Annotated in this window: 12 protein-coding genes; 9 read left to right on the top strand and 3 right to left on the bottom strand. The window is 57.3% G+C overall.

Annotated features, from left to right (window positions below):
- Positions 1-219 precede the first annotated feature (219 nt).
- The 9 genes from ACEW7X_RS00235 to ACEW7X_RS00195 all read left to right on the top strand — a co-directional run bounded on the left by ACEW7X_RS00235 (position 220) and on the right by ACEW7X_RS00195 (position 15,661).
- On the top strand, positions 220-711 hold the full coding sequence (locus ACEW7X_RS00235) for an SET domain-containing protein (protein ID WP_420177940.1): 492 nt from the start codon (positions 220-222) through the stop codon (positions 709-711).
- A gap of 484 nt (positions 712-1,195) precedes the next feature.
- Complete coding sequence (mnmE, locus tag ACEW7X_RS00230; RefSeq protein WP_420177476.1) at positions 1,196-2,623, top strand: tRNA uridine-5-carboxymethylaminomethyl(34) synthesis GTPase MnmE; 1,428 nt, start codon at positions 1,196-1,198, stop codon at positions 2,621-2,623.
- Between the two features lie 183 nt (positions 2,624-2,806).
- Complete coding sequence (locus ACEW7X_RS00225; RefSeq protein WP_420177475.1) at positions 2,807-3,997, top strand: tyrosine-type recombinase/integrase; 1,191 nt, start codon at positions 2,807-2,809, stop codon at positions 3,995-3,997.
- Between the two features lie 165 nt (positions 3,998-4,162).
- Positions 4,163-4,480, top strand: coding sequence for a MarR family transcriptional regulator (locus ACEW7X_RS00220; protein ID WP_420177474.1), 318 nt, complete (start codon positions 4,163-4,165; stop codon positions 4,478-4,480).
- 106 nt (positions 4,481-4,586) lie between these two features.
- On the top strand, positions 4,587-6,977 hold the full coding sequence (gene hsdR / locus ACEW7X_RS00215) for an EcoAI/FtnUII family type I restriction enzme subunit R (protein WP_420177473.1): 2,391 nt from the start codon (positions 4,587-4,589) through the stop codon (positions 6,975-6,977).
- A gap of 25 nt (positions 6,978-7,002) precedes the next feature.
- On the top strand, positions 7,003-8,481 hold the full coding sequence (locus ACEW7X_RS00210) for a type I restriction-modification system subunit M (protein ID WP_420177472.1): 1,479 nt from the start codon (positions 7,003-7,005) through the stop codon (positions 8,479-8,481).
- Entirely contained in the window at positions 8,478-9,518 is a 1,041-nt protein-coding gene (locus tag ACEW7X_RS00205) for a PDDEXK nuclease domain-containing protein (protein ID WP_420177471.1), read from the top strand. The genes ACEW7X_RS00210 and ACEW7X_RS00205 overlap by 4 nt, the downstream gene beginning before the upstream one ends.
- On the top strand, positions 9,511-11,886 hold the full coding sequence (locus ACEW7X_RS00200) for a restriction endonuclease subunit S (protein WP_420177470.1): 2,376 nt from the start codon (positions 9,511-9,513) through the stop codon (positions 11,884-11,886). Before ACEW7X_RS00205 ends, ACEW7X_RS00200 begins: the two co-directional genes overlap by 8 nt.
- Before the next feature lie 16 nt (positions 11,887-11,902).
- Entirely contained in the window at positions 11,903-15,661 is a 3,759-nt protein-coding gene (locus ACEW7X_RS00195) for a hypothetical protein (RefSeq protein WP_420177469.1), read from the top strand.
- Between the two features lie 105 nt (positions 15,662-15,766).
- Here the strand turns inward: ACEW7X_RS00195 and ACEW7X_RS00190 are convergent, their stop codons facing one another.
- The 3 genes from ACEW7X_RS00190 to ACEW7X_RS00180 form a co-directional block, all read right to left on the bottom strand.
- Positions 15,767-16,630 (bottom strand): phage integrase N-terminal domain-containing protein, encoded by an 864-nt coding sequence (locus ACEW7X_RS00190; RefSeq protein ID WP_420177468.1) that lies wholly within the window; start codon positions 16,628-16,630, stop codon positions 15,767-15,769.
- A 737-nt stretch (positions 16,631-17,367) separates the two neighbouring features.
- Positions 17,368-17,646, bottom strand: a complete 279-nt coding sequence (locus ACEW7X_RS00185; protein ID WP_420177467.1) for a HigA family addiction module antitoxin — start codon at positions 17,644-17,646, stop codon at positions 17,368-17,370.
- Between the two features lie 78 nt (positions 17,647-17,724).
- A complete protein-coding gene (locus ACEW7X_RS00180) occupies positions 17,725-18,912 on the bottom strand; it encodes an STY4528 family pathogenicity island replication protein (RefSeq protein ID WP_420177466.1) in 1,188 nt (395 codons plus the stop codon).
- Positions 18,913-19,248: the final 336 nt, after the last annotated feature.

Below are 19,248 nucleotides of genomic sequence, written 5' to 3'. Positions count from 1 at the left end.
GCGTCCTAGCCGCCGTGAGTTTGTTCCCTGTAATCCTCGTAATGAAGCGCCGCAAGACGGGCCGCAGCATGCCCAGCAGCCGGGCAGCCTGAACGGCAAAAGCGGTCAGATTGCGTGAGTAGCAAACCCCGTTCCCCAGCCAAGGACAAGCGCCTGGAGACCCCTGCCGCTGTACGCACCGCTGGCCGGACGGGCACCGGAGAACCCGCCTGGCACCGCCTGGCGGACTCTCCGGTACATGGCAAGGGCGTATTCGCCGCCAGAGACATCCCCGCTGGTACCCGGATTCTTGAATACCAGGGCGAGCGCATTGACCAGGACGAAGCGGACCGCCGCCACCCCGTCAATCCCGACGACCCTTTCCATACCTTTTTTTTCGCCCTGAGCAGCGGCATCGTGATCGACGGTGGTGTCGATGGCAATGATTCGCGCTGGATCAACCATTCCTGCGCCCCCAATTGCGAAACCCAGGAAGGCCGCCACGGCAAACGGATCTACATTGTCGCCCTGCGTGACATCCGCGCCGACGAAGAGCTGAACTACGATTACGGCCTGGTGATAGACGGCCGGCAGACGCGCAAGCTCAAGGAACAGTATCGCTGCCTGTGCGGCGCGCCGGAATGCCGGGGCACCATGCTGGCCCCGCCCTCGGGCAAACGCAGCAAGAAAACCGCCAGCCCGGCGGACAAGAAGGCCAAGGCGGCGGCATAGCGCCAGGCGCACCGGCTTCATCCCGGTCGCACACTTACAGCCCCTCCAGTCTGCCCCGCCCGGCAACCGTTCAGCCAGGCGTCGATCGGCCAGGTCAGGCTGGCTGATTTGCCGTAACCCGCTCTTGCAGCCCCTGACTGACCTTCACCGGCGGGAATTGCGCCGTGTCGTCCACAAAAGTATCCACAAGCGGCCTGATGCGGCCTTCCTGCGTCGTCCAACGGCCCGCCATAGCCTGGAGATGCACAAGCAGCGTTTGCCGGGTACGATGCGTGCTGACCGTCCTGCGCGGCAGCCATGTCCAGCCCCGCCAATGCTGGCCCTCACTGAAGCAGGCGCGGGCCTGTCAGCACAGGCAGGCGGCTGGTCGCCTTCCCCGCAAGGGATGCCGCCGTCACCGCCCGCCAGCGGCACCGGACCTGCCCGCCCCGGCCCGTTCTCGTATCCAGTGTTTTATCAACAGAGTTATCCACAGCTGATTGCCATGTCCATCCTCGATGCCAAGCCCATAGTCGCCATCGCCACCGCGCCCGGCCGCGCCGGCATTGGCATCATCCGCCTGTCCGGAGAGGCGCTCGGCCCGCTCGTCCAGGCATTGCTGGGCCAGGAACTCAAACCGCGCCATGCACATTTCCTGCCCTTCCGGGATAACGACGGCAGCGCCATCGACGAAGGCATCGCCATCCACTTTCCGGCGCCGCACTCCTACACCGGCGAAGACGTGCTGGAATTGCAGGGCCACGGCGGCCCAGCCGTCCTGCGCCGGCTGCTGCAACGCTGCCTGGAAGCAGGGCGGACGCACGGACTGCGGCTCGCTGCACCCGGTGAATTCACCCAGCGCGCCTTCCTCAACGGCCGCCTGGACCTGGCGCAAGCCGAAGCCGTCGCCGACCTGATCGACGCCAGCTCGGAAGCCGCTGCCCGCAGCGCTGTGGCATCCTTGTCAGGGGTATTCTCGGCCAAGGTCAACGACCTGGCGGAACGCATCATCCACCTGCGCATTCTGGTCGAAGCCACGCTGGACTTCCCCGAAGAAGAAATCGACTTCCTGGAAAAATACCAGGCGGCCGCCACCCTGACCGGCCTGCGCGAAGAACTGGCGGACATCCTTGCCAAAACCCGCCAGGGCGTGGCCCTGCGCGACGGCCTGAAAGTCGTGCTGGCAGGAGAACCCAACGTCGGCAAATCCAGCCTGCTCAATGCCCTGGCAGGCGAAGACATCGCCATCGTCACGCCCATCGCCGGCACCACGCGCGACAAAGTCACCCAGGAAATCCACCTGGACGGCGTCCCGCTGCACATCATCGACACCGCTGGCCTGCGCGACACCGACGACATCGTCGAAAGCCTGGGCATCGAGCGCAGCTGGAACGAAATCGCCAACGCCGACATCGTCCTGCACCTGCAGGACGCCCGCCTGCCGGTACAGGCCATCAGCGCCCGCATCCTGGCACACTGCCGCCCGGGCGTTCCGGTGCTGCAAGTCTTCAACAAAATCGACCTGGTGGAAAAAGACACCGGCACGGCCTGGCAGCCAGCCACTGCGGCAAGCGCTCAGGATCAGCCCGTGGCCGGTTTGGAACACACGCGCCATGCCCTGGCCTCCATCGGCATCTCCGCCAAGCGTGGCGACGGCCTGGACGCGCTGCGGCAGCAACTGCTGCAACTCGCCGGCTGGACCCCGGGCGAAGCCTCCCCCTGGCTTGCCCGCGCCCGCCACGTCGAAGCCCTGAACCTCGCCAGCGCCCACCTGGAAATGGCAGCCCTGCACGCCGCCCAAAACGACACCGTCCTGGACCTGTTCGCCGAGGAACTCCGGCTGGCACATGACGCGCTGGGGGAAATCACGGGCAAGGTCAGCAGCGATGATTTACTGGGGATGATTTTTTCCAGCTTCTGCATCGGGAAGTGAGGTGGGGTCCATGGATGTCTATTGAAGTCTGCTGATGTGCCTATAAGGCGCATAATTAAAGGGATTTTTGTCTACTGAGTGATTTGGTGATACAGTCAAAGCTGCTCTCTTTTATGTCCAAGTTTGGCTCCAAGTAGACGGCTGATTGCTTTCCTTTCTCTACTTGGACATACGGAGGATGAGATGGCACTGACCGACAACGCACTCAAGGCGCTCAAACCCAGAGACAAGACCTACACGGTCACCGACGACCGGGGACTGTATGTGGAGGTCTTCCCGACCGGAGGCGTTGTCTGGCGTTACCGCTACCGCCTGAATGGCAAGTACGAGAAGCTGACGCTGGGCAAGTACCCAGCGCTTACTCTGAAGAACGCCCGCCTGAAGCGAGACGAAGCGGCGCATCTGGTGGCGCTGGGCCAGTCGCCGGCAAAAAGGAAACAGCATGAAAAAGTGGCCGGCGCAGAAGACGCCACCGTGGCCGACTTCGCCGAACGCTTCTTCAAGGATATCCAGTCACGCGACCGCAAGGACGTGACCATGCCTCGCCGCTACCTGGAAAAGGACATCCTGCCGCACATCGGTAGCAAGCCAGTCCGTGACATTACCGCCGAGGACGTGCGCAGCGTCATCTGGCGCAAGAAGGAACAAGGCTTCGACGCTGCCGCCGGCCAGGTGCGCGGACTGCTCAAGCGCATGCTCGACTACGCGCTGACCTGCGGCCTGATCCAGGCCAACCCGGTCATGGCCCTGCCCATGCGGCACGTCTACCGCGCCGCCGCCCGCGACCGGGCGCTGACGCCGGACGAAATCAAGCTGTTCCTGCGCGCCATGCAGAAATCCAATATCCGCCGCCAGTTCAAGATCGCTTTCCAGTTGATCCTGATGACCCTGGTGCGCAAATCCGAGCTGATGCTGGCGCAGTGGAAAGACGTACATCTGCACGAAGGCGAATGGCATATCCCAGTCGAGAACTCCAAGACTGGCAAGCCGCACATCGTCTATCTGTCCACCCAGGCACAGACGCTGTTCAAGGAACTCAAGCCGCTGGCCAGCAGCAGCGACTGGGTGCTGCCGGGACGCGGCACCCTGGCCAAGCCATTCGCCAGCAATGCACTGAACCAGGCGCTGAAGGTGTCATTGCAGGGGCAGGAGATTCCTGCCTTCACTATCCATGACTTGCGGCGAACTGCTTCGACTCTGCTGCACGAGCAGGGCTGGCCTTCGGATGTGGTGGAGAAAGCGCTGAATCACACCATTGGTGGCGTGCGTGGCGTCTATAACCGGGCCGAGTACGCTGAGCAGCGGCGGGAGATGTTGCAGGCGTGGTCGGATTACATCGACAGGCTGGCACCGTCTGCCAATTTGGTGGTGTGAGTCCGGCCGGGGCGTTGGTGGCCTTTTCCTTTTTGGGTAGGGCCGTTGCCCCTTGATTGCCATTCACTTGCCTCTGCCTTTTCCTTTGTAGCCGCCTTTTATGACCTACGATGATTATCAGAGGATGATACAATTGTAAATCAACGTGTCATTGGATTAGCGATCATGAAGCGCTGCATTGTGGGTATCCGACAGCCAGAAGGTTCGCCACCGAAGGGAAGCGAAACGCCCAGTATTTGGTTTCCATCCCTTGCCTCACTGGCAGCGGTGCTGTCAGACGACAACCGCCGCCTGCTGCGCCTGATCCACGACAAACAACCCAAGTCACTGACCGAACTAGCTGAGCTTAGCGGCCGCAAGGTGCCAAACCTGTCGCGCACCCTGAAGACGATGGCGGATTACGGCCTGGTTTCGCTACAGCGCAATGTTCGGGATGTTCAGCCGACAGCATTAGCGACCGAGTTTCTGGTGGTGCTGGATTGAGCGCCATGGATACATGGGGGATGAGATCGCTGCGAGAGTCGCGAGGCCGGGCATCTAACGACAAGCAGACACAAGGGGAAGCCAGCATGGAAGGGGGGTACGTCCTATGAATAAGCAGACGCTCAGCGAACGTGACATCTGCACCAAATTCATCACCCCAGCCCTGGAAAAAGCCGGATGGGATATCCAGACCCAGGTGCGTGAAGAATTCCTGCTGACCAAGGGGCGCATCATCGTGCGCGGCAAACTGCACACACGTGGTCAGCACAAGCGCGCCGACTATGTGCTATTCCACAAGCCCAACCTGCCCATTGCCGTTATCGAAGCCAAAGACAACAAGCATGCCATCGGTTCGGGTATGCAACAGGCCCTTGGCTATGCAGAAATGCTGCAAGTGCCTTTCGTATTCAGCAGCAATGGGGATGGCTTCCTGTTCCACAACAAGATCGCCAAGGACGGTGTGATTGAGCGCGAACTGAGCCTGGACGAATTCCCCAGTGCCGATATGCTTTGGCAATGGTGGGCAGAGCATCAGGGGCTGAGCACGCAGCAACAGGCCCTAGTCGCCCAGGACTACTACAGCGATGGCAGCAACAAGACACCCCGTTATTACCAGTTGCTCGCCATCAACAAGACCATCGAGGCGATCGCCAAGGGGCAGAAGCGCATTCTACTGGTGATGGCCACGGGCACAGGCAAGACCTATACCGCCTTCCAGATCATCTGGCGGCTGTGGAAGTCCCGCGCCAAGAAACGCGTCCTGTTCCTGGCTGACCGCAACATCCTGGTCGATCAGACCATGACCAACGACTTCAAGCCGTTTGGCGCAGCGATGACCAAGATCCAGAAGCGGCAAGCCAACAAGTCGTATGAGATCTATCTATCGCTTTACCAGGCAGTCACCGGTAACGAAGAAGAACGGAACATCTACAAGCAGTTCAGCCCGGAATTCTTCGATCTGATCGTGATCGACGAATGCCACCGGGGCAGCGCCGCCGAAGATTCGGCCTGGCGCGAGATCCTGACGTATTTCCACTCAGCCACACAGATCGGCCTGACCGCGACGCCCAAGGAAACCAAGGACGTATCCAACATCGACTACTTCGGCGAGCCCATTTACACCTACTCGCTACGCCAAGGCATCGACGATGGCTTTCTTGCCCCTTACAAGGTGGTGCGCATTGATCTGGACAAAGACCTGACCGGCTGGCGTCCCGACAAGGGCATGCTCGACAAGCACGGCAACGAGATCGAAGACCGTATCTATAACCAGCGCGATTTTGATAAGACGCTGGTACTGGAACAGCGCACGCAAATGGTCGCGCGCAAGATCAGCGAATACCTGAAAGCCAGCAACCGCTTCGATAAGACCATCGTCTTCTGCGACAACATCGACCACGCCGAGCGCATGCGCCAGGCGCTGGTCAACGAAAACGCCGACCTGGTGGCACAGAACCACCGCTATGTCGTGCGCATCACCGGCGACAATGAAGAAGGCAAGATGGAGCTGGACAACTTCATCTTCCCGGAAAGCAAATACCCCGTCATCGCGACCACTTCCAAGCTGATGACCACGGGCGTCGATGCCCAGACCTGCAAGCTCATCGTGCTGGATCAGCGCATCCAGTCCATGACCGAATTCAAGCAGATCATCGGTCGCGGAACGCGCATCAACGAAGATTTCGACAAATACTGGTTCACCATCCTCGATTTCAAGAAGGCGACCGAACTGTTCGCCGATCCGGCTTTCGATGGCGATCCCGTGCAGATCTATGAGCCAGGCCCCGGCGAGCCACCGCTTCCTCCAGATGAAGAAGATGGGGAGGCGTCGCCTGACGATGAATTCACCTATCCCACGCCGGACGACAACCCCACGTCCCCCGGCGGCGTAGCCGAACCGCTGCCAGGTGAGGAAGGCAGCAGCGTGCGCCGTTACGTTGTCGCCAATGTCGAGGTCAAGGTGGTGGCCGAGCGAGTGCAGTACTTCGACGCCAACGGCAAACTGATCACCGAGTCCCTGAAGGACTACACCCGCAATACCCTGGCCAAAGAATTCGCATCGCTCGACGATTTTCTGCGCCATTGGAGCAAGGCCGAGAAGAAGCAGGCCATCATCGACGAGCTGGCTCATCAAGGCATCTTCTTCGAGGCTTTGGCCGACGAGGTGGACAAGCAAGCCGGCAAGGATTTCGACCCCTTCGATCTACTGTGCCACGTGGCCTGGGATCAACCCCCGCTCACGCGCAAGGAGCGGGCCGAACAGGTCAAGAAGCGCCATTACTTCGCCAAGTACGGCGAGCAGGCGCAGAAGGTGCTCGAAGCCCTGCTCGACAAATATGCCGACGAAGGTGTGGCCGCCATTGAGGAAACGCAAATCCTCTCCATCGCTCCCTTCGACCGTCTAGGCACACCGATCGAACTGGTGCGTGCCTTTGGCGGCAAGACCCAATACCAACAGGCCGTGGGCGAGCTCGAGCTTGAGCTCTATCGCGCCTGACCAGAACTAGACTCAGGAAGTATTCATGTCACTTGCAACTCTTATCAAAACCATTCAGGACATCATGCGCAAGGATGTCGGCGTCGATGGCGATGCCCAGCGCATCAGCCAGATCTGCTGGCTGTTGTTCCTGAAGATCTTCGACGATAAAGAACAGGAGTGGGAACTGACCCAGTCCAGCTACCGTTCGCCGCTGCAAAGCCGCTTTCGCTGGAGCAACTGGGCCAAGGATGCGGAAGGCATGACCGGCGAAGAGCTGATCGACTTCGTCAACAACGACCTCTTTCCTGCCTTGAAACAACTTGCCACCAAGGCGGGCGTGTCCGCGCAAGGCCGGGTGATCGGCTCGGTGTTCGAGGATGCCTACAACTACATGAAGTCCGGCACGCTGCTGCGCCAGGTGATCAACACCATCGAAGAAGACGTGGATTTCAACTCGTCCAGCGACCGGCACCTGTTCAACGACATCTACGAGAAAGTCCTCGCCGACCTGCAGTCGGCCGGCAACGCGGGCGAGTACTACACCCCGCGTGCGGTGACGCAGTTCATGGTCGATATCCTCGACCCGAAACTCGGCGAAAGCATCCTCGACCCGGCCTGCGGCACAGGCGGCTTTCTGACCTGCGCCATCGAGCACCTCAAGAAGCAGGTCAAGACGCCAGATGACAACCGGCTGCTGCAAGAGAACATCCATGGTGTCGAGAAGAAGCCCCTGCCGCACATGCTGGCCATGACCAACATGATGCTGCACGGCATCGACGTGCCTACCCGTATCCGCCACGACAACACGCTTTCCCGCCCCTTCAAGGACTATGGCCCACGCGACCGGGTCGACATCATCATCACCAATCCACCCTTCGGTGGTATGGAAGAAGATGGTATTGAGAAGAACTTCCTCGCCAAGCACCAGACCCGCGAAACCGCCGACCTGTTCATGGCGTTGATCATGCACCTACTTAAGCACGACACGGGCCGCGCCGCCGTGGTGCTGCCGGATGGCTTCCTGTTCGGCGAGGGGGTGAAAACCACGCTCAAGCGCGAACTGCTGGAAGATTTCAACCTGCACACTATCGTGCGCCTGCCCAAAGGCGTGTTCGCCCCCTACACCAGCATCGCCACCAACATCCTGTTCTTCGAGAAGGGCGGCCCCACAAAGGACGTATGGTTCTTCGAGCATCCCTACCCGGCAGGCTACAAGAGCTACTCACGCTCCAAGCCGTTGACCATTGAGGAATTCGATCTTGAGAAAACCTGGTGGGGCGGCTCGCAGCGTAAGGGGCGCAAGACCACTGAGCATGCCTGGAAGGTCTCTGCCAAGGATCTGGCTGCTCGTAACTACAACCTGGACTGCAAGAATCCGCATGAGGTGGCTGTCGAGCTCGGTGATCCGGACGAACTGATGTCCGAATACCAGGACATCACCCGCCAGTTGCAGGCCGCCCAGCAAGCGCTGAAAACCGAACTGCTGGCCGCGCTCAGGGCCACCAGCGGGGAGGCGGAATGAGCGACAAGCCCGTGTCCCTTGTCCCGGTTTCGGAAGGCTACGCCAACTGGTTGGGCGAGCTGAAGAACCGTATCCACAGTGCTCAGCAGCGGGCCGCGCTGGCCATCAACCGCGAGCTGGTACAGCTCTACTGGCAGATCGGCCGTGACATCCTGCAGCGGCAGGCCGAGCAAGGCTGGGGGGCCAAGGTCATCGAGCGGCTGGCGCACGATCTCAGGACCGCCTTTCCCGAGATGAGGGGCTTTTCCCGCGCCAACCTGATGTACATGCGCTCCTTCGCCGACGCCTGGCCGGATGCGGCAATTGTCCAACAGGCTGTTGGACAATTGCCCTGGGGCCACAACCTGGTGCTGCTGGCCAAGCTGAAGCAACCAGAACAACGTCTGGCCTATGCTCAGCGCGCCGTGGAACACGGCTGGTCTCGCGCCACACTGGAAATCCATATCGAATCCCGCTTGCTGGAGCGGGAAGGCCAGGCGATCACCAACTTCGCCGACCGTCTCCCCGCGCCGGGAACCGACCTGGCCCGGCAAGCCCTCAAGGATCCTTACCTGTTCGACTTCCTGGATGTCGGTCAGGAAGCCAACGAGCGGGAAATCGAGTCAGCGCTGGTCAGGCACATCACCCAGTTCCTGTTGGAATTGGGTGCGGGCTTTGCCTTCGTCGGTCGCCAGGTTCATTTGGAGGTGGGCGGTGACGACTTCTACATCGACCTGCTGTTCTACCACCTCAAGCTGCGCTGCTATGTGGTCATTGAACTGAAAGCCGAGAAGTTCAAACCCGAACACCTCGGCCAGTTGAGCTTCTACCTCACTGCCGTCGATATGCAGGTGAAGGCCGAACAAGACAACCCCACCATCGGCCTATTGCTGTGCAAGAGCAAAAACACCGTGGTGGCCGAATACGCATTGCGCGACAAGACCCAACCCATCGGCGTGGCGGAATACCAATTGATCGAATCCCTGCCTGAAGAACTACAAACCAGCCTGCCCAGCATCGAACAGATCGAGCACGAACTGGGAGGTGAGCATGAATAAAAACACCGCCGAACTGTTGGAAAAGCACTTCGATACCGCCTTTTCCGCACCCGATGGCATCAAGAAACTGCGCGAACTAATCTTGACGCTGGCCATGCAGGGCAAGCTGGTGCCGCAAGATCCGAACGACCAGCCTGCTAGCGAACTGCTGAAAGAAATCGAAGCCGAGAAACAGCGGCTGGTGGAGGAAGGCAAGATCAAAAAGCTTAAGCCCCTGCCGTCGGTAACCGAAGAAGAAAGGCCTTATGCATTGCCAAAGGGGTGGGAGTGGGTCAGATTGGGAAATATCGGCCTTATCAATCCTCGCAACAGTGCTGATGATGATATGTCGGCGGGATTTGTGCCCATGCCGCTTATACAGGAGGGTTACTCTGAATTTCATGCCTTTGAGGAACGTCCTTGGGGCGAGATAAAAAAAGGCTATACGCACTTCGCAGATGGCGATGTCGGGATGGCCAAAATTACTCCATGCTTTGAGAATGCGAAGTCTTGTGTATTTTCGAATCTTCCCAGTGGGATCGGTGCTGGCACAACTGAGCTTCATATATTTCGCAACGCCTTTGGTGCAGTCGACCCGCGTTACCTTCTATTTTTCTTGAAGAACCCAAAGTTCATTTCTGCGACAGCGGCGAGAATGACAGGTTCAGCGGGCCAAAAGCGTGTTCCGACGCCTTTATTTTCGGAATTGGAATTACCTTTGCCTCCTCTTCGCGAACAGTATCGCATCGTCGCCAAAATCGACGAACTGATGGCGCGTTGCGATGAACTGGAAAAACTGCGTAACGCACAGCAAGGAGCGCGCTTGACCGTTCATGCGGCCGCCATCAAGCAACTGCTGAACATCGCCGAACCGGCTCAGCACCAACGTGCCCAGGCCTTCCTCGCCGAACACTTCGGCGAGCTCTACACCGTCAAGGAAAACGTCGCCGAACTGCGCAAGGCCATCCTGCAACTGGCGGTGATGGGCAAACTCGTCCCGCAAGACCCGAACGACCAACCTGCCAGCGAGTTACTGAAAGAAATTGAAGCCGAGAAACAGCGGCTGGTGAAGGAAGGAAAGATCAAGAAACCCAAGCCCTTGCCGCCGGTGACGGAAGAAGAAAAGCCTTATGCATTGCCACAGGGGTGGGAGTGGGTGAGGTTTGGAGATATTTCCTTCCAGATTACCGACGGTGCTCATCATACCCCTACTTACGTAGAGGAAGGGGTGCCTTTTCTATCTGTTAAAGACATGAGTTCCGGCTCGTTAGACTTTTCGAGCACTAGATTTATTTCTAAAAATCAGCATCAAGATTTAATTAAGCGCTGCTATCCACAGAAAGGTGATCTTCTTCTCACGAAGGTTGGGACCACTGGCATTCCAGTTTTAATAGATGTTGATCGTGAGTTCAGCATATTCGTAAGTGTCGCTCTTATTAAGTTTCCCAAGGATTTGGTTTCTGGTGAATATCTAACATGGCTCATCAAATCACCTTTAGTAAAAAAACAGTCTGAAGACGGGACAGAAGGTGTTGGCAACAAAAATTTGGTCTTAAAAAAAATTGCCAAATTCTTGCTCGCCATACCTCCTCTTGAAGAACAACACCGCATCGTCGCCAAAATCGACGAGCTGATGGCTCTGTGCGATTCCTTGGATCAACAAATCGACGCCGCTACCTGCAAGCAGACAGAATTGCTTAATGCTCTGATTCATGCGCAATCGCAAGGTGGCGCAGTTGAACACGCTCAGCGATCATCACGTTCAACAGCCCAAGTTATTGACATCGCCACCTACCGCGCGAGCATCGGCTGCTATGCAATCAGCAAACTTGCCAACGCCCAATACTTCGGCCGGACCGCTGCCGCCAAGGTGCTGTACCTGGCGCAAGCGCATGTGGGTCTGGAATTGGCGTTGAAGCCTTGGCGTGAGGCTGCTGGACCTTACGATCCATGGATTCGTGAATTCGAGAACCAAGGCCAAGGCAACGGCTGGTTTGAGGTCAATGACAAGGCGCTGGCAAACGGCAACACCAAGAAGGAATACCGCTGCCTGCCGAGCTTGTCAGAGCCTGCGGCCAAAGCTGAATCACTGATGTTATCCGGGCAGAAGGCCGAATTCGACCGCCTGATCTACGTGCTGGCAGACAAGACCACCGAACACGTCGAGATCATCGCCACACTTTTCGCGGTATGGAACGATTTTCTGATCGATGGCGTTCACCCCACGGATGCACAGATCATCGCCGAGGTTCGCGAAAACTGGCACGAACGCAAAGCACGCTTCACCCCAGCCGAACTTGGCCGTTGGCTTGATTGGCTACGCAAGGAAAATTTCGTCCCACGAGGATTGCCACCAAGAACCGTGCAACAAAAGTCATTGACTATTTGAGCGAGGGCTTTTCACCATGCAAGTCACGGCAACACATTTGGTGCAATGGGCAGACAAGCGCGAAGCACAGGGAATGCTGCCTGTTTTGGTAAGAAGGCTGGTTTCGGCAACTGCACGGATTACTGCATTAACCATGGCAGGGGGCGATTCGGTCAATACCCCTGGTTGGGATGGACTTATTGATACAGTACAAGGTAATCCCTGGGTTCCTGAGGGCATCAGCTACTGGGAAATGGGGGCGTCAAAAAGTCCAAAAACCAAAGCCGACAGTGATTTCGAGAAACGTATAGGGCAGATTTCCGCAGCAGAGGCAGCACAAGCCACCTTTGTGTTTGTAACGCCTCGTCGCTGGCCGGGAAAAAGTACATGGCAGCAGGAAGCCAGAAATCGCAACATCTGGGCCGATGTAAAGGTCTGGGATGCGGATGATCTGGAAGCCTGGTTGGAAACGTCAGCACCAACCAGCTTATGGCTGGGAATGCAGCTGGGTATCGCAGGTCACGGTATCGAGGCTGTGGAAAATTACTGGAATCATTGGAGCAATCAGTCCAGCCCGGCGCTTACCGCTTCAGCCTTGTTCAAGGGGCGGGAATCCACCAAGAGCGAGCTGAAAACAGCCATTGACAAACGTGAACCCATAGTCGCGGTTCAAGCGGATAGCCAGGCGGAGGCTGTCGCCTTTATCTGTGCCTTGCTGATGGAAACGGGTGATTCTGCTCGTGCCGCTTGCCTTACTGCCGAGGAGGGCTGGCCGTTTGTAGATGCCAACCCTGGCATTGAGCTGGTGATTATCACTGATAACCGACTGGGCAATCACCGCTCACCACGCGATGGAATGAGTTTGATTGTGCCCATGGCAATTGGCGATCAGGCATTCAACCTGATGGGGACGGGTGAGCAGGCGGCCAGGCAAAAAGTGATGGAGCTTCGCCGACCCAAGCCTGATGAATTTGAGAAGTCTCTTTGTGAGCTGGGTATCGCAGCTTCCGATGCAGCCCGATACGTCCGTACCTTGGGACGGTCCTGGACCGTTTTTCGCCGATGGCATGCCCAAAACCCCGCCATCAGAAAACCTTATTGGGTTGAGGATGCCGATACCACCAGCCTATTGATACTGACGCTGGTGGGGGCCTGGAATAGTGCGTCTGAAGGAGACAAGGCTTGCGTAGCGAAGATTGCCAACAAGCCCTATGAGGACATTGAAAACGAGCTATTGCGGCTGGCTACGCTGGATGACACTCCCGTTGTAAAGATCGGCACTCTCTGGAAGGCCAAGGCTCCGTTGGAGTTATTGCATCTGATGGCACCCAGGCTGACAGACGCTATCCTAAAAAGATTCTTTCAGGTTGCCTGTGCCATCTTTGAACAGCCGGATCCAGTGTTGGAACTGGAAGAAAACAAGCGCTGGATGGCGTCGGTCTATGGCAAGGTTCGTGAGCAATCCGGCGTTGTGCTGGACGCCATTGCAGAATCCATGACCAAACTGGGTTACTTTGCCGATAGCCGCTGCAATGCTGTTATTGGCAATCATGTGCGGCATTTTGTTTCTCAATTACTGGGCAACGCCAATGAGGAACGCTGGCTCTCTGTTTCTTCTTTTCTTCAATCATTTGCCGAGGCCGCTCCCGATGAGTTTCTCAGTGCTGTACAAGGCAGCTTGCGAAAGCCGGATAAGCCTGTTACCCGTTTGATGACTGAAACCCAAGCATCAGACATGATGGGGCGCTGCTGGCATGCCAATCTGCTTTGGGCGTTGGAATTGCTGGCGTGGTATGCCGCACGGCTTGAGCTGGTTGCAAATATTCTTGCTGAACTATCCTCTGTAGACGTAAAGGGGAATTGGGGCAACAAGCCCTTTAATTCGCTGGTTTCTCTCTTTCGGTCTTGGTATCCGCAAACCGCCGCATCGGTTGAACTTCGTTTGCGTGCGATCAGAAATCTCCTGGATCGGTATCCTGAAACGGCATGGATGCTTTTGCTAGCTTTGCTGCCAGGGCAGAGTGATATGGCGTCACCGAATGCAAAGCCACGCTGGCGCGATGACGATGCCGGAGCGGGTGAGGTCGTTACCTATGGTGAAATTCGACAGTTCATCCTGCCGATTGCCGCGTTGGTGATAGTGAAGGCTCAAGGAAATGCACAGCGTATTGCTCATCTGATACCCAAGATCAATGACCTGGATACCGATTTTCGGGACAAGCTCATTGAGTTGGTAAGTGAAGCAAAATCCTTACCCGATGAAGAACGAGAAGTCATTCGTCATGCCGTCCGAAAGTTTTTAAGCTGGGAAAACTCCTTTAATCAAGATGGCAGCAAGCATGATCGATATTCAGCAGATGCATTAAGACCCTTGTTTGACGCCCTGGCCGCTGATGATTTGGTTACCCGGCACGTCTGGATTTTTTCCAATGGCTGGATAGAACTTCCTGATGGGCGCGAGGAAGATTATAAGGAGACCGATAGCGTCAGAAAATCATTGCGCGCCTCAACTATCCGGGAAATATATCAAGCATTGGGTTGGTCAGGCATTGAGAGGCTGGCTAAATGCTGTGAAGATCCACAGCTTGTTGGTTGGGAGTTGGTTGAAAGCCCATTTGGTCGAGAGAATTTGGTGCCATGGTTGTGCCGATGGTATGGCAACCTGCCAGACTCCACACAACTTGACCCGTTAACCTGTGGTGTACTGCATGCAATACCTCCAGCGGAGTTCACCGCGTTTCTGAAAGCCTGCCTGCAACAATTTGAACAAAACCCGGTCACTTTCGACAAAGTGGCGGGCTTTATGATGAATGGCCCGCAGAATATGGCTTTATGGGAGCTTGTCGAAGAGCAGTCGCGGGAAGTTATTGATCATTTCTGGTTGTATGTTCGGCCATCTTATATTCAGTCGAGCAACGATCATCTGCTCTTCTGCATGGAAAAACTGTTGGCTGCTGGCCGACCACGAACAGCCATGAATGCCATGGGTGATCGTGCGTCTGAACTACCCAATGAACTGTTGGTTCAAATGTTAAGAGGCATCGCTGCCGGCCAGGAAGAAAATGTGGGCCTTCCAGGCTCGTGGCATATTTCTCGTGTATTCAAAGCGTTGGACAAGGCTGGATGCAGCCCTGTGGAAATGGTCAGCCTGGAGTTTTCATACTACCCGGTACTTGAGCATGACGAGTACGGAACACCTCATTTGATGGCAGAACTCTTGAGTAAACCGGAAGCCTTTATGGAGCTCATTTGCCTCGTCTACAAGCCCCACAATACGCAAGGTGAGCCGCTGCCGGAACATTTGCATGCAGCGGCACAAACAGCCGGTTCCCTGATTCTCAATGGGCGCGGCATTCCGGGTGCAAACCCGGATGGTGGGATAAATAGAGAGCAGTTTTTTTCATGGATTAACAGAACCAGGGAATTAGCAAAAGAGCAGGATCGCGAAGCTGTAACTGATTTGGCGATAGGTGGCTGGCTTTCAGACTGGCCGATTAATAAGGATTTGGAGTATTGGCCAAACCCCGTTATTGCTGAGCTATTGGATCAGGATGATTGCGAAGACATCCGACGAGGTTTTTGTACTGGTGTTCATAACTCCAGAGGCGTCACCAGCCGCATGCCTTACGATGGCGGAACGCAAGAACGACAAGTGGCCGAGGAGTTCAGGCGATTCTCCAGTTATTGGCAAGATTCGAAGCCAAATCTTGCGGCGATGATCGAGAGTCTTGCGAAGTCCTATGAGCATGAAGCCAGGCGGCACGACGAAGACGGACTATGGACGCAAGAATCATGAGGCCTACGACGTAGGAGATGGATAGGCTACTATTTCAAAATATTACGGAGTATAAATTCCGTTTCAATAACAACTGATAGCAAGGGTTTCATAGGCTGAATCTTTTCAAGACCCTAGATAAATCGATGTTATTGCCATACGCTCATGCCCAAGCTCTCGACTTATCTGCTGTTGGGCATGCTGATTACTTATTCTCTGGCTAATACTAAGCTGAGCTTTACCAGGGCCACCCGCCGCCTGCGCCTTCCATCCCGTCAACACCTCATACCGCATCTGCGCATACCGATGCCTCAGCCCGTGCATGTTGCTCAGCCCTGCCGCTTTGCACTGCCCGTCGTAGACATGCCGCTGCTGGATGTAAGTCTTGTGCGATGGAATCAATGATCCCTGGCCTGCCAGGCGATGAGCCTCATCCAGCACCGCACGCTGTTCCGGCGTCGTGATTGGCACCGTCCGATCGCGCCCGCCTTTTGCCCATGATCCCTTGATGGCGATATGGTCGCCACGGTCGGCATAGCGGGGTTGGAACTTGATGGACTCTTCCCGCCGCAAACCAAAGGCAGCCTGCAAACGCAGACTCATGCGGACATGAGGATCAGTGACCCTGTCCAACCTATCACCCAGTTCCTTGGCCTTGCTTTCATTAGTCACATAGCGCCGCTCGGGAATGCCCAGCTTGGTGTTGTCTGCCGGCAAGATACCTGCCTTGCCAACCTTCTCGGCCCACCAGCGCAGATGCGCCATACGGTTCTTCAGCGTGCCGGTCGACAGGCCTTCGGCTTGCCAGCGTTGCAGCAGGGCTTCGACATGCTTGCCCTTCAACGAGGTAGCACGCATTTGGCGGAAGCCTGCCTCGCGCAATTGGCAAGCGGCTAGGCTCAGCGAGCGCTGCCGGTCGGCCTGGGTGGCGTGGCTGCCGTCGCGGTTGCGCAGGCAGAGTTGTCGCAGGGTATAGGTCAGGTCGTCCATCGGAGCGTCCCTCCATCGGTTGTCGGTTATTGGGGCTGAGATACAAGGATCAGTGTTTGTGCCAACTCGCCAAGACGAGATCCCCATAGGGGCAAGGGCCAGGCGCTCAGTTCACCTGTGGCCTCGAATGAGGCATCCGCCGCGCTTCCTGTAGGAAGACCAGGCGGAGGAGTTGCAAGGGACGACGACGCGATGTGCTGGGATGAATACCTCCTGTGGAGTGATGGAAAAGGGCGCAGGCATGTCGTGCCAGGTCGTGGCGACCGGCAATGCACGCCGTGTATGGCAAAGCGCCAACTGGCACTGGACGACAAGGATTGGCGGGATGAACCACGCCGAAGATGAGAAAGGCTCTGCCCATGGGTAGGGCGGCACACCGAACAAGCCTGGGGTGTGCCTGGGATGGTTCCTTCCGGCAAACCGGATCAGCGCTTGCAGGAACCTGCGCTATCGAGGCAACCGTATGGGAACGGCATGGAAAGCATGGCGATACTCCATGTGGCGCTTACGGCCCCGCGCCAAGGTTCCGGTGTTCATACCCACCGGCAGATCATTGCAAGGCCAGTGTGCCGGGGCATCATCATGTGCGCCGCAATCAATGCGGTACCGCGCCAACCCGTATTGTTGCTGCAGTTCGCCGGGCCGTCACTGCGGCGGGCAGTGACGGCCCCATAGCCAGAGGCAGGCGCTGCAGCAAGCCTCTGTTACCAAGGGCTGGCGCAATTCCTGCACTGCTTTCACTGTGCCCGCAGACGCTTGATCGGCGGATGTGGCCGCTGCCGAGCCTGCCACAGGTCGTAGGCGATCTGCTCCTTCAGATACTGGCTCGCACTGCCCAAGCCCGCCAGTTCCAGCCGATAGGCCAGATCAGCGCTGATAGCCGCCCGGCCATTCAGCACAGTGGAGAGCTGGCCACGGGAGTAACCCAGGTGCTCGGCCAGGGCGGTGATGCTCAGGCCAATAGCGGGCAATACATCCTCGCGCAGGGACTCGCCGGGATGCGGTGGATTGTGCATGGGCACGGCGTGGTACCTCCCCGTGATAGAGACTAGCGACAACACGGTTTAACCAAGCCTACAGTGTAAGGTCATACCTTACGTTACGCCAAGCGATCCAGGCATTCCTGCAACGTGCGCCCTCTTGAGCCGAGTAGGCAACACACCACTGCCCGCCATGCCCTCAATGATCTGTCCAACCGATTTTGCGGGCGTCTGCAGGATTTGCCGAATCTGCGCCAAGGACTGCTCCACCACCTCCCGAGAAGCCGGTTTGACGGCTGGGACAACATCAGGAGATGCAGAGGCAACAGGCGGCGAGAGCTGCGATCCGCTGGCTGCTTTTGCAGCCCCTTGCTGCGGAGCAGGTTTGCGCGCTGCCCACAGCTTGAACATCCCGTTCACCGCCTTCTTGATCAGGCCGTACAGGTAGGCAATGGCGTTATGCACACCACCCGAGGCGCAGCGCGCGTCCCATTCCGCCAGCACAGCCTGGCGTTGCTCCAACGCCAAGCCCCTGAGACGCGCCATAAGGATTTGCTGCTGATCCTGCGGCAGGTTCTGGAATCGGATTGGCAAAGCTGACCCGGATACTTGCACTTCGAACTGTGGCAAGTACGTATGTACTTCTTTTAATACTTCTTTTTCTACAGTACGTACTGTTGCAGTGGATGCCGGTGCGGACTTCGGAATGCCGTCCATGGCGTCGACAGACCTGTTCGTGATGGGACCGCGACCATCGGGTGGCGTTGCCCCACTTGGGCCACCTGGATCATGGTCATCGTTATTGCCCCGCAGTTGTTCGATTCGTTCCCTCGCTGCAGCGGGCAAGCTCTCCAGCGCATCAGGCTGACGCATGGCCTCGTCGAGGATGGACTGAGCCAACTGGCGAATCGTCGCACTGTTATGGCTGAGTGCCCGTTCGAGCAACGGCAGGTAATCGTCGTCTTCCAGGCATGCTTCGACGAAGGTCAGCGGTTGATTGCGCACGGCATAACGGCTGGCCATGGAGAAGCCAGTCATGGGGTTGCGGCGGTATTCGACCAGGGCAATCCATGTGGACAGCCGCAGGCACAGCACAGCCCTGGACACGGTTTCAAGGGCCGCCTGCTTGCTGCCCGGTGCGCTGGGCAGGTATTTGCGTAGCGCGTCGTAGCTGAGGACCACGGTGCCGTCGCTGCTGGCCAGAGCACGGAAAGTCAGCCAGGCATTGCGCTCCAGCGGCGTCAGTCGCTCATCCAGCAACAAGGCTTTCGGGGTGATGATGTCTGAAGGTTGATGTGACATGGCAAGGCTCCTGTCGGTATCGGCCACATGGCCAAAGGAGCCGCCATCTCACCCCAGCATTACCGCTGCCGCCGCAAACAATCCGAACTGCGCGCTACCCGTATTGTTTGGGCTGGGGCAGGTCGAAGCATTCTTGGCGTTCTGCGACACAAGGTAGGAAAATAGCCCAACAGCAGTTAATGGGCGTTGATGGCAAGATCGGCAGTCGCCTGCCCACGCGCTTTATCCACGCGGGCAGAGCACGGATCGTCCCAGAAGCGCCATGCACATCCATTAAGAGACACGTATCAGCTTTGTGTCCAAGAATAGGTCCAAGCAAGCCAAAGACCCACTATA

This window comes from Kerstersia gyiorum (assembly GCF_048595715.1).
Lineage (GTDB): Bacteria > Pseudomonadota > Gammaproteobacteria > Burkholderiales > Burkholderiaceae_B > Kerstersia > Kerstersia gyiorum.
The sequence above is the reverse complement of the archived record's forward strand: the minus strand, read 5'-3'. Positions and strand labels throughout refer to the sequence as shown.

Bases quoted from the DNA above. Each gene is read 5' to 3' on its own strand.
- ACEW7X_RS00225 (WP_420177475.1), top strand. From the start codon at position 2,807: ATGGCACTGACCGACAACGCACTCAAGGCGCTCAAACCCAGAGACAAG.
- ACEW7X_RS00210 (WP_420177472.1), top strand. From the start codon at position 7,003: ATGTCACTTGCAACTCTTATCAAAACCATTCAGGACATCATGCGCAAG.
- ACEW7X_RS00185 (WP_420177467.1), bottom strand. From the start codon at position 17,646: ATGCACAATCCACCGCATCCCGGCGAGTCCCTGCGCGAGGATGTATTG.
- ACEW7X_RS00180 (WP_420177466.1), bottom strand. From the start codon at position 18,912: ATGTCACATCAACCTTCAGACATCATCACCCCGAAAGCCTTGTTGCTG.
- ACEW7X_RS00205 (WP_420177471.1), top strand. From the start codon at position 8,478: ATGAGCGACAAGCCCGTGTCCCTTGTCCCGGTTTCGGAAGGCTACGCC.
- hsdR (WP_420177473.1), top strand. From the start codon at position 4,587: ATGAATAAGCAGACGCTCAGCGAACGTGACATCTGCACCAAATTCATC.
- ACEW7X_RS00190 (WP_420177468.1), bottom strand. From the start codon at position 16,630: ATGGACGACCTGACCTATACCCTGCGACAACTCTGCCTGCGCAACCGC.
- ACEW7X_RS00200 (WP_420177470.1), top strand. From the start codon at position 9,511: ATGAATAAAAACACCGCCGAACTGTTGGAAAAGCACTTCGATACCGCC.
- ACEW7X_RS00220 (WP_420177474.1), top strand. From the start codon at position 4,163: ATGAAGCGCTGCATTGTGGGTATCCGACAGCCAGAAGGTTCGCCACCG.
- mnmE (WP_420177476.1), top strand. From the start codon at position 1,196: ATGTCCATCCTCGATGCCAAGCCCATAGTCGCCATCGCCACCGCGCCC.
- ACEW7X_RS00195 (WP_420177469.1), top strand. From the start codon at position 11,903: ATGCAAGTCACGGCAACACATTTGGTGCAATGGGCAGACAAGCGCGAA.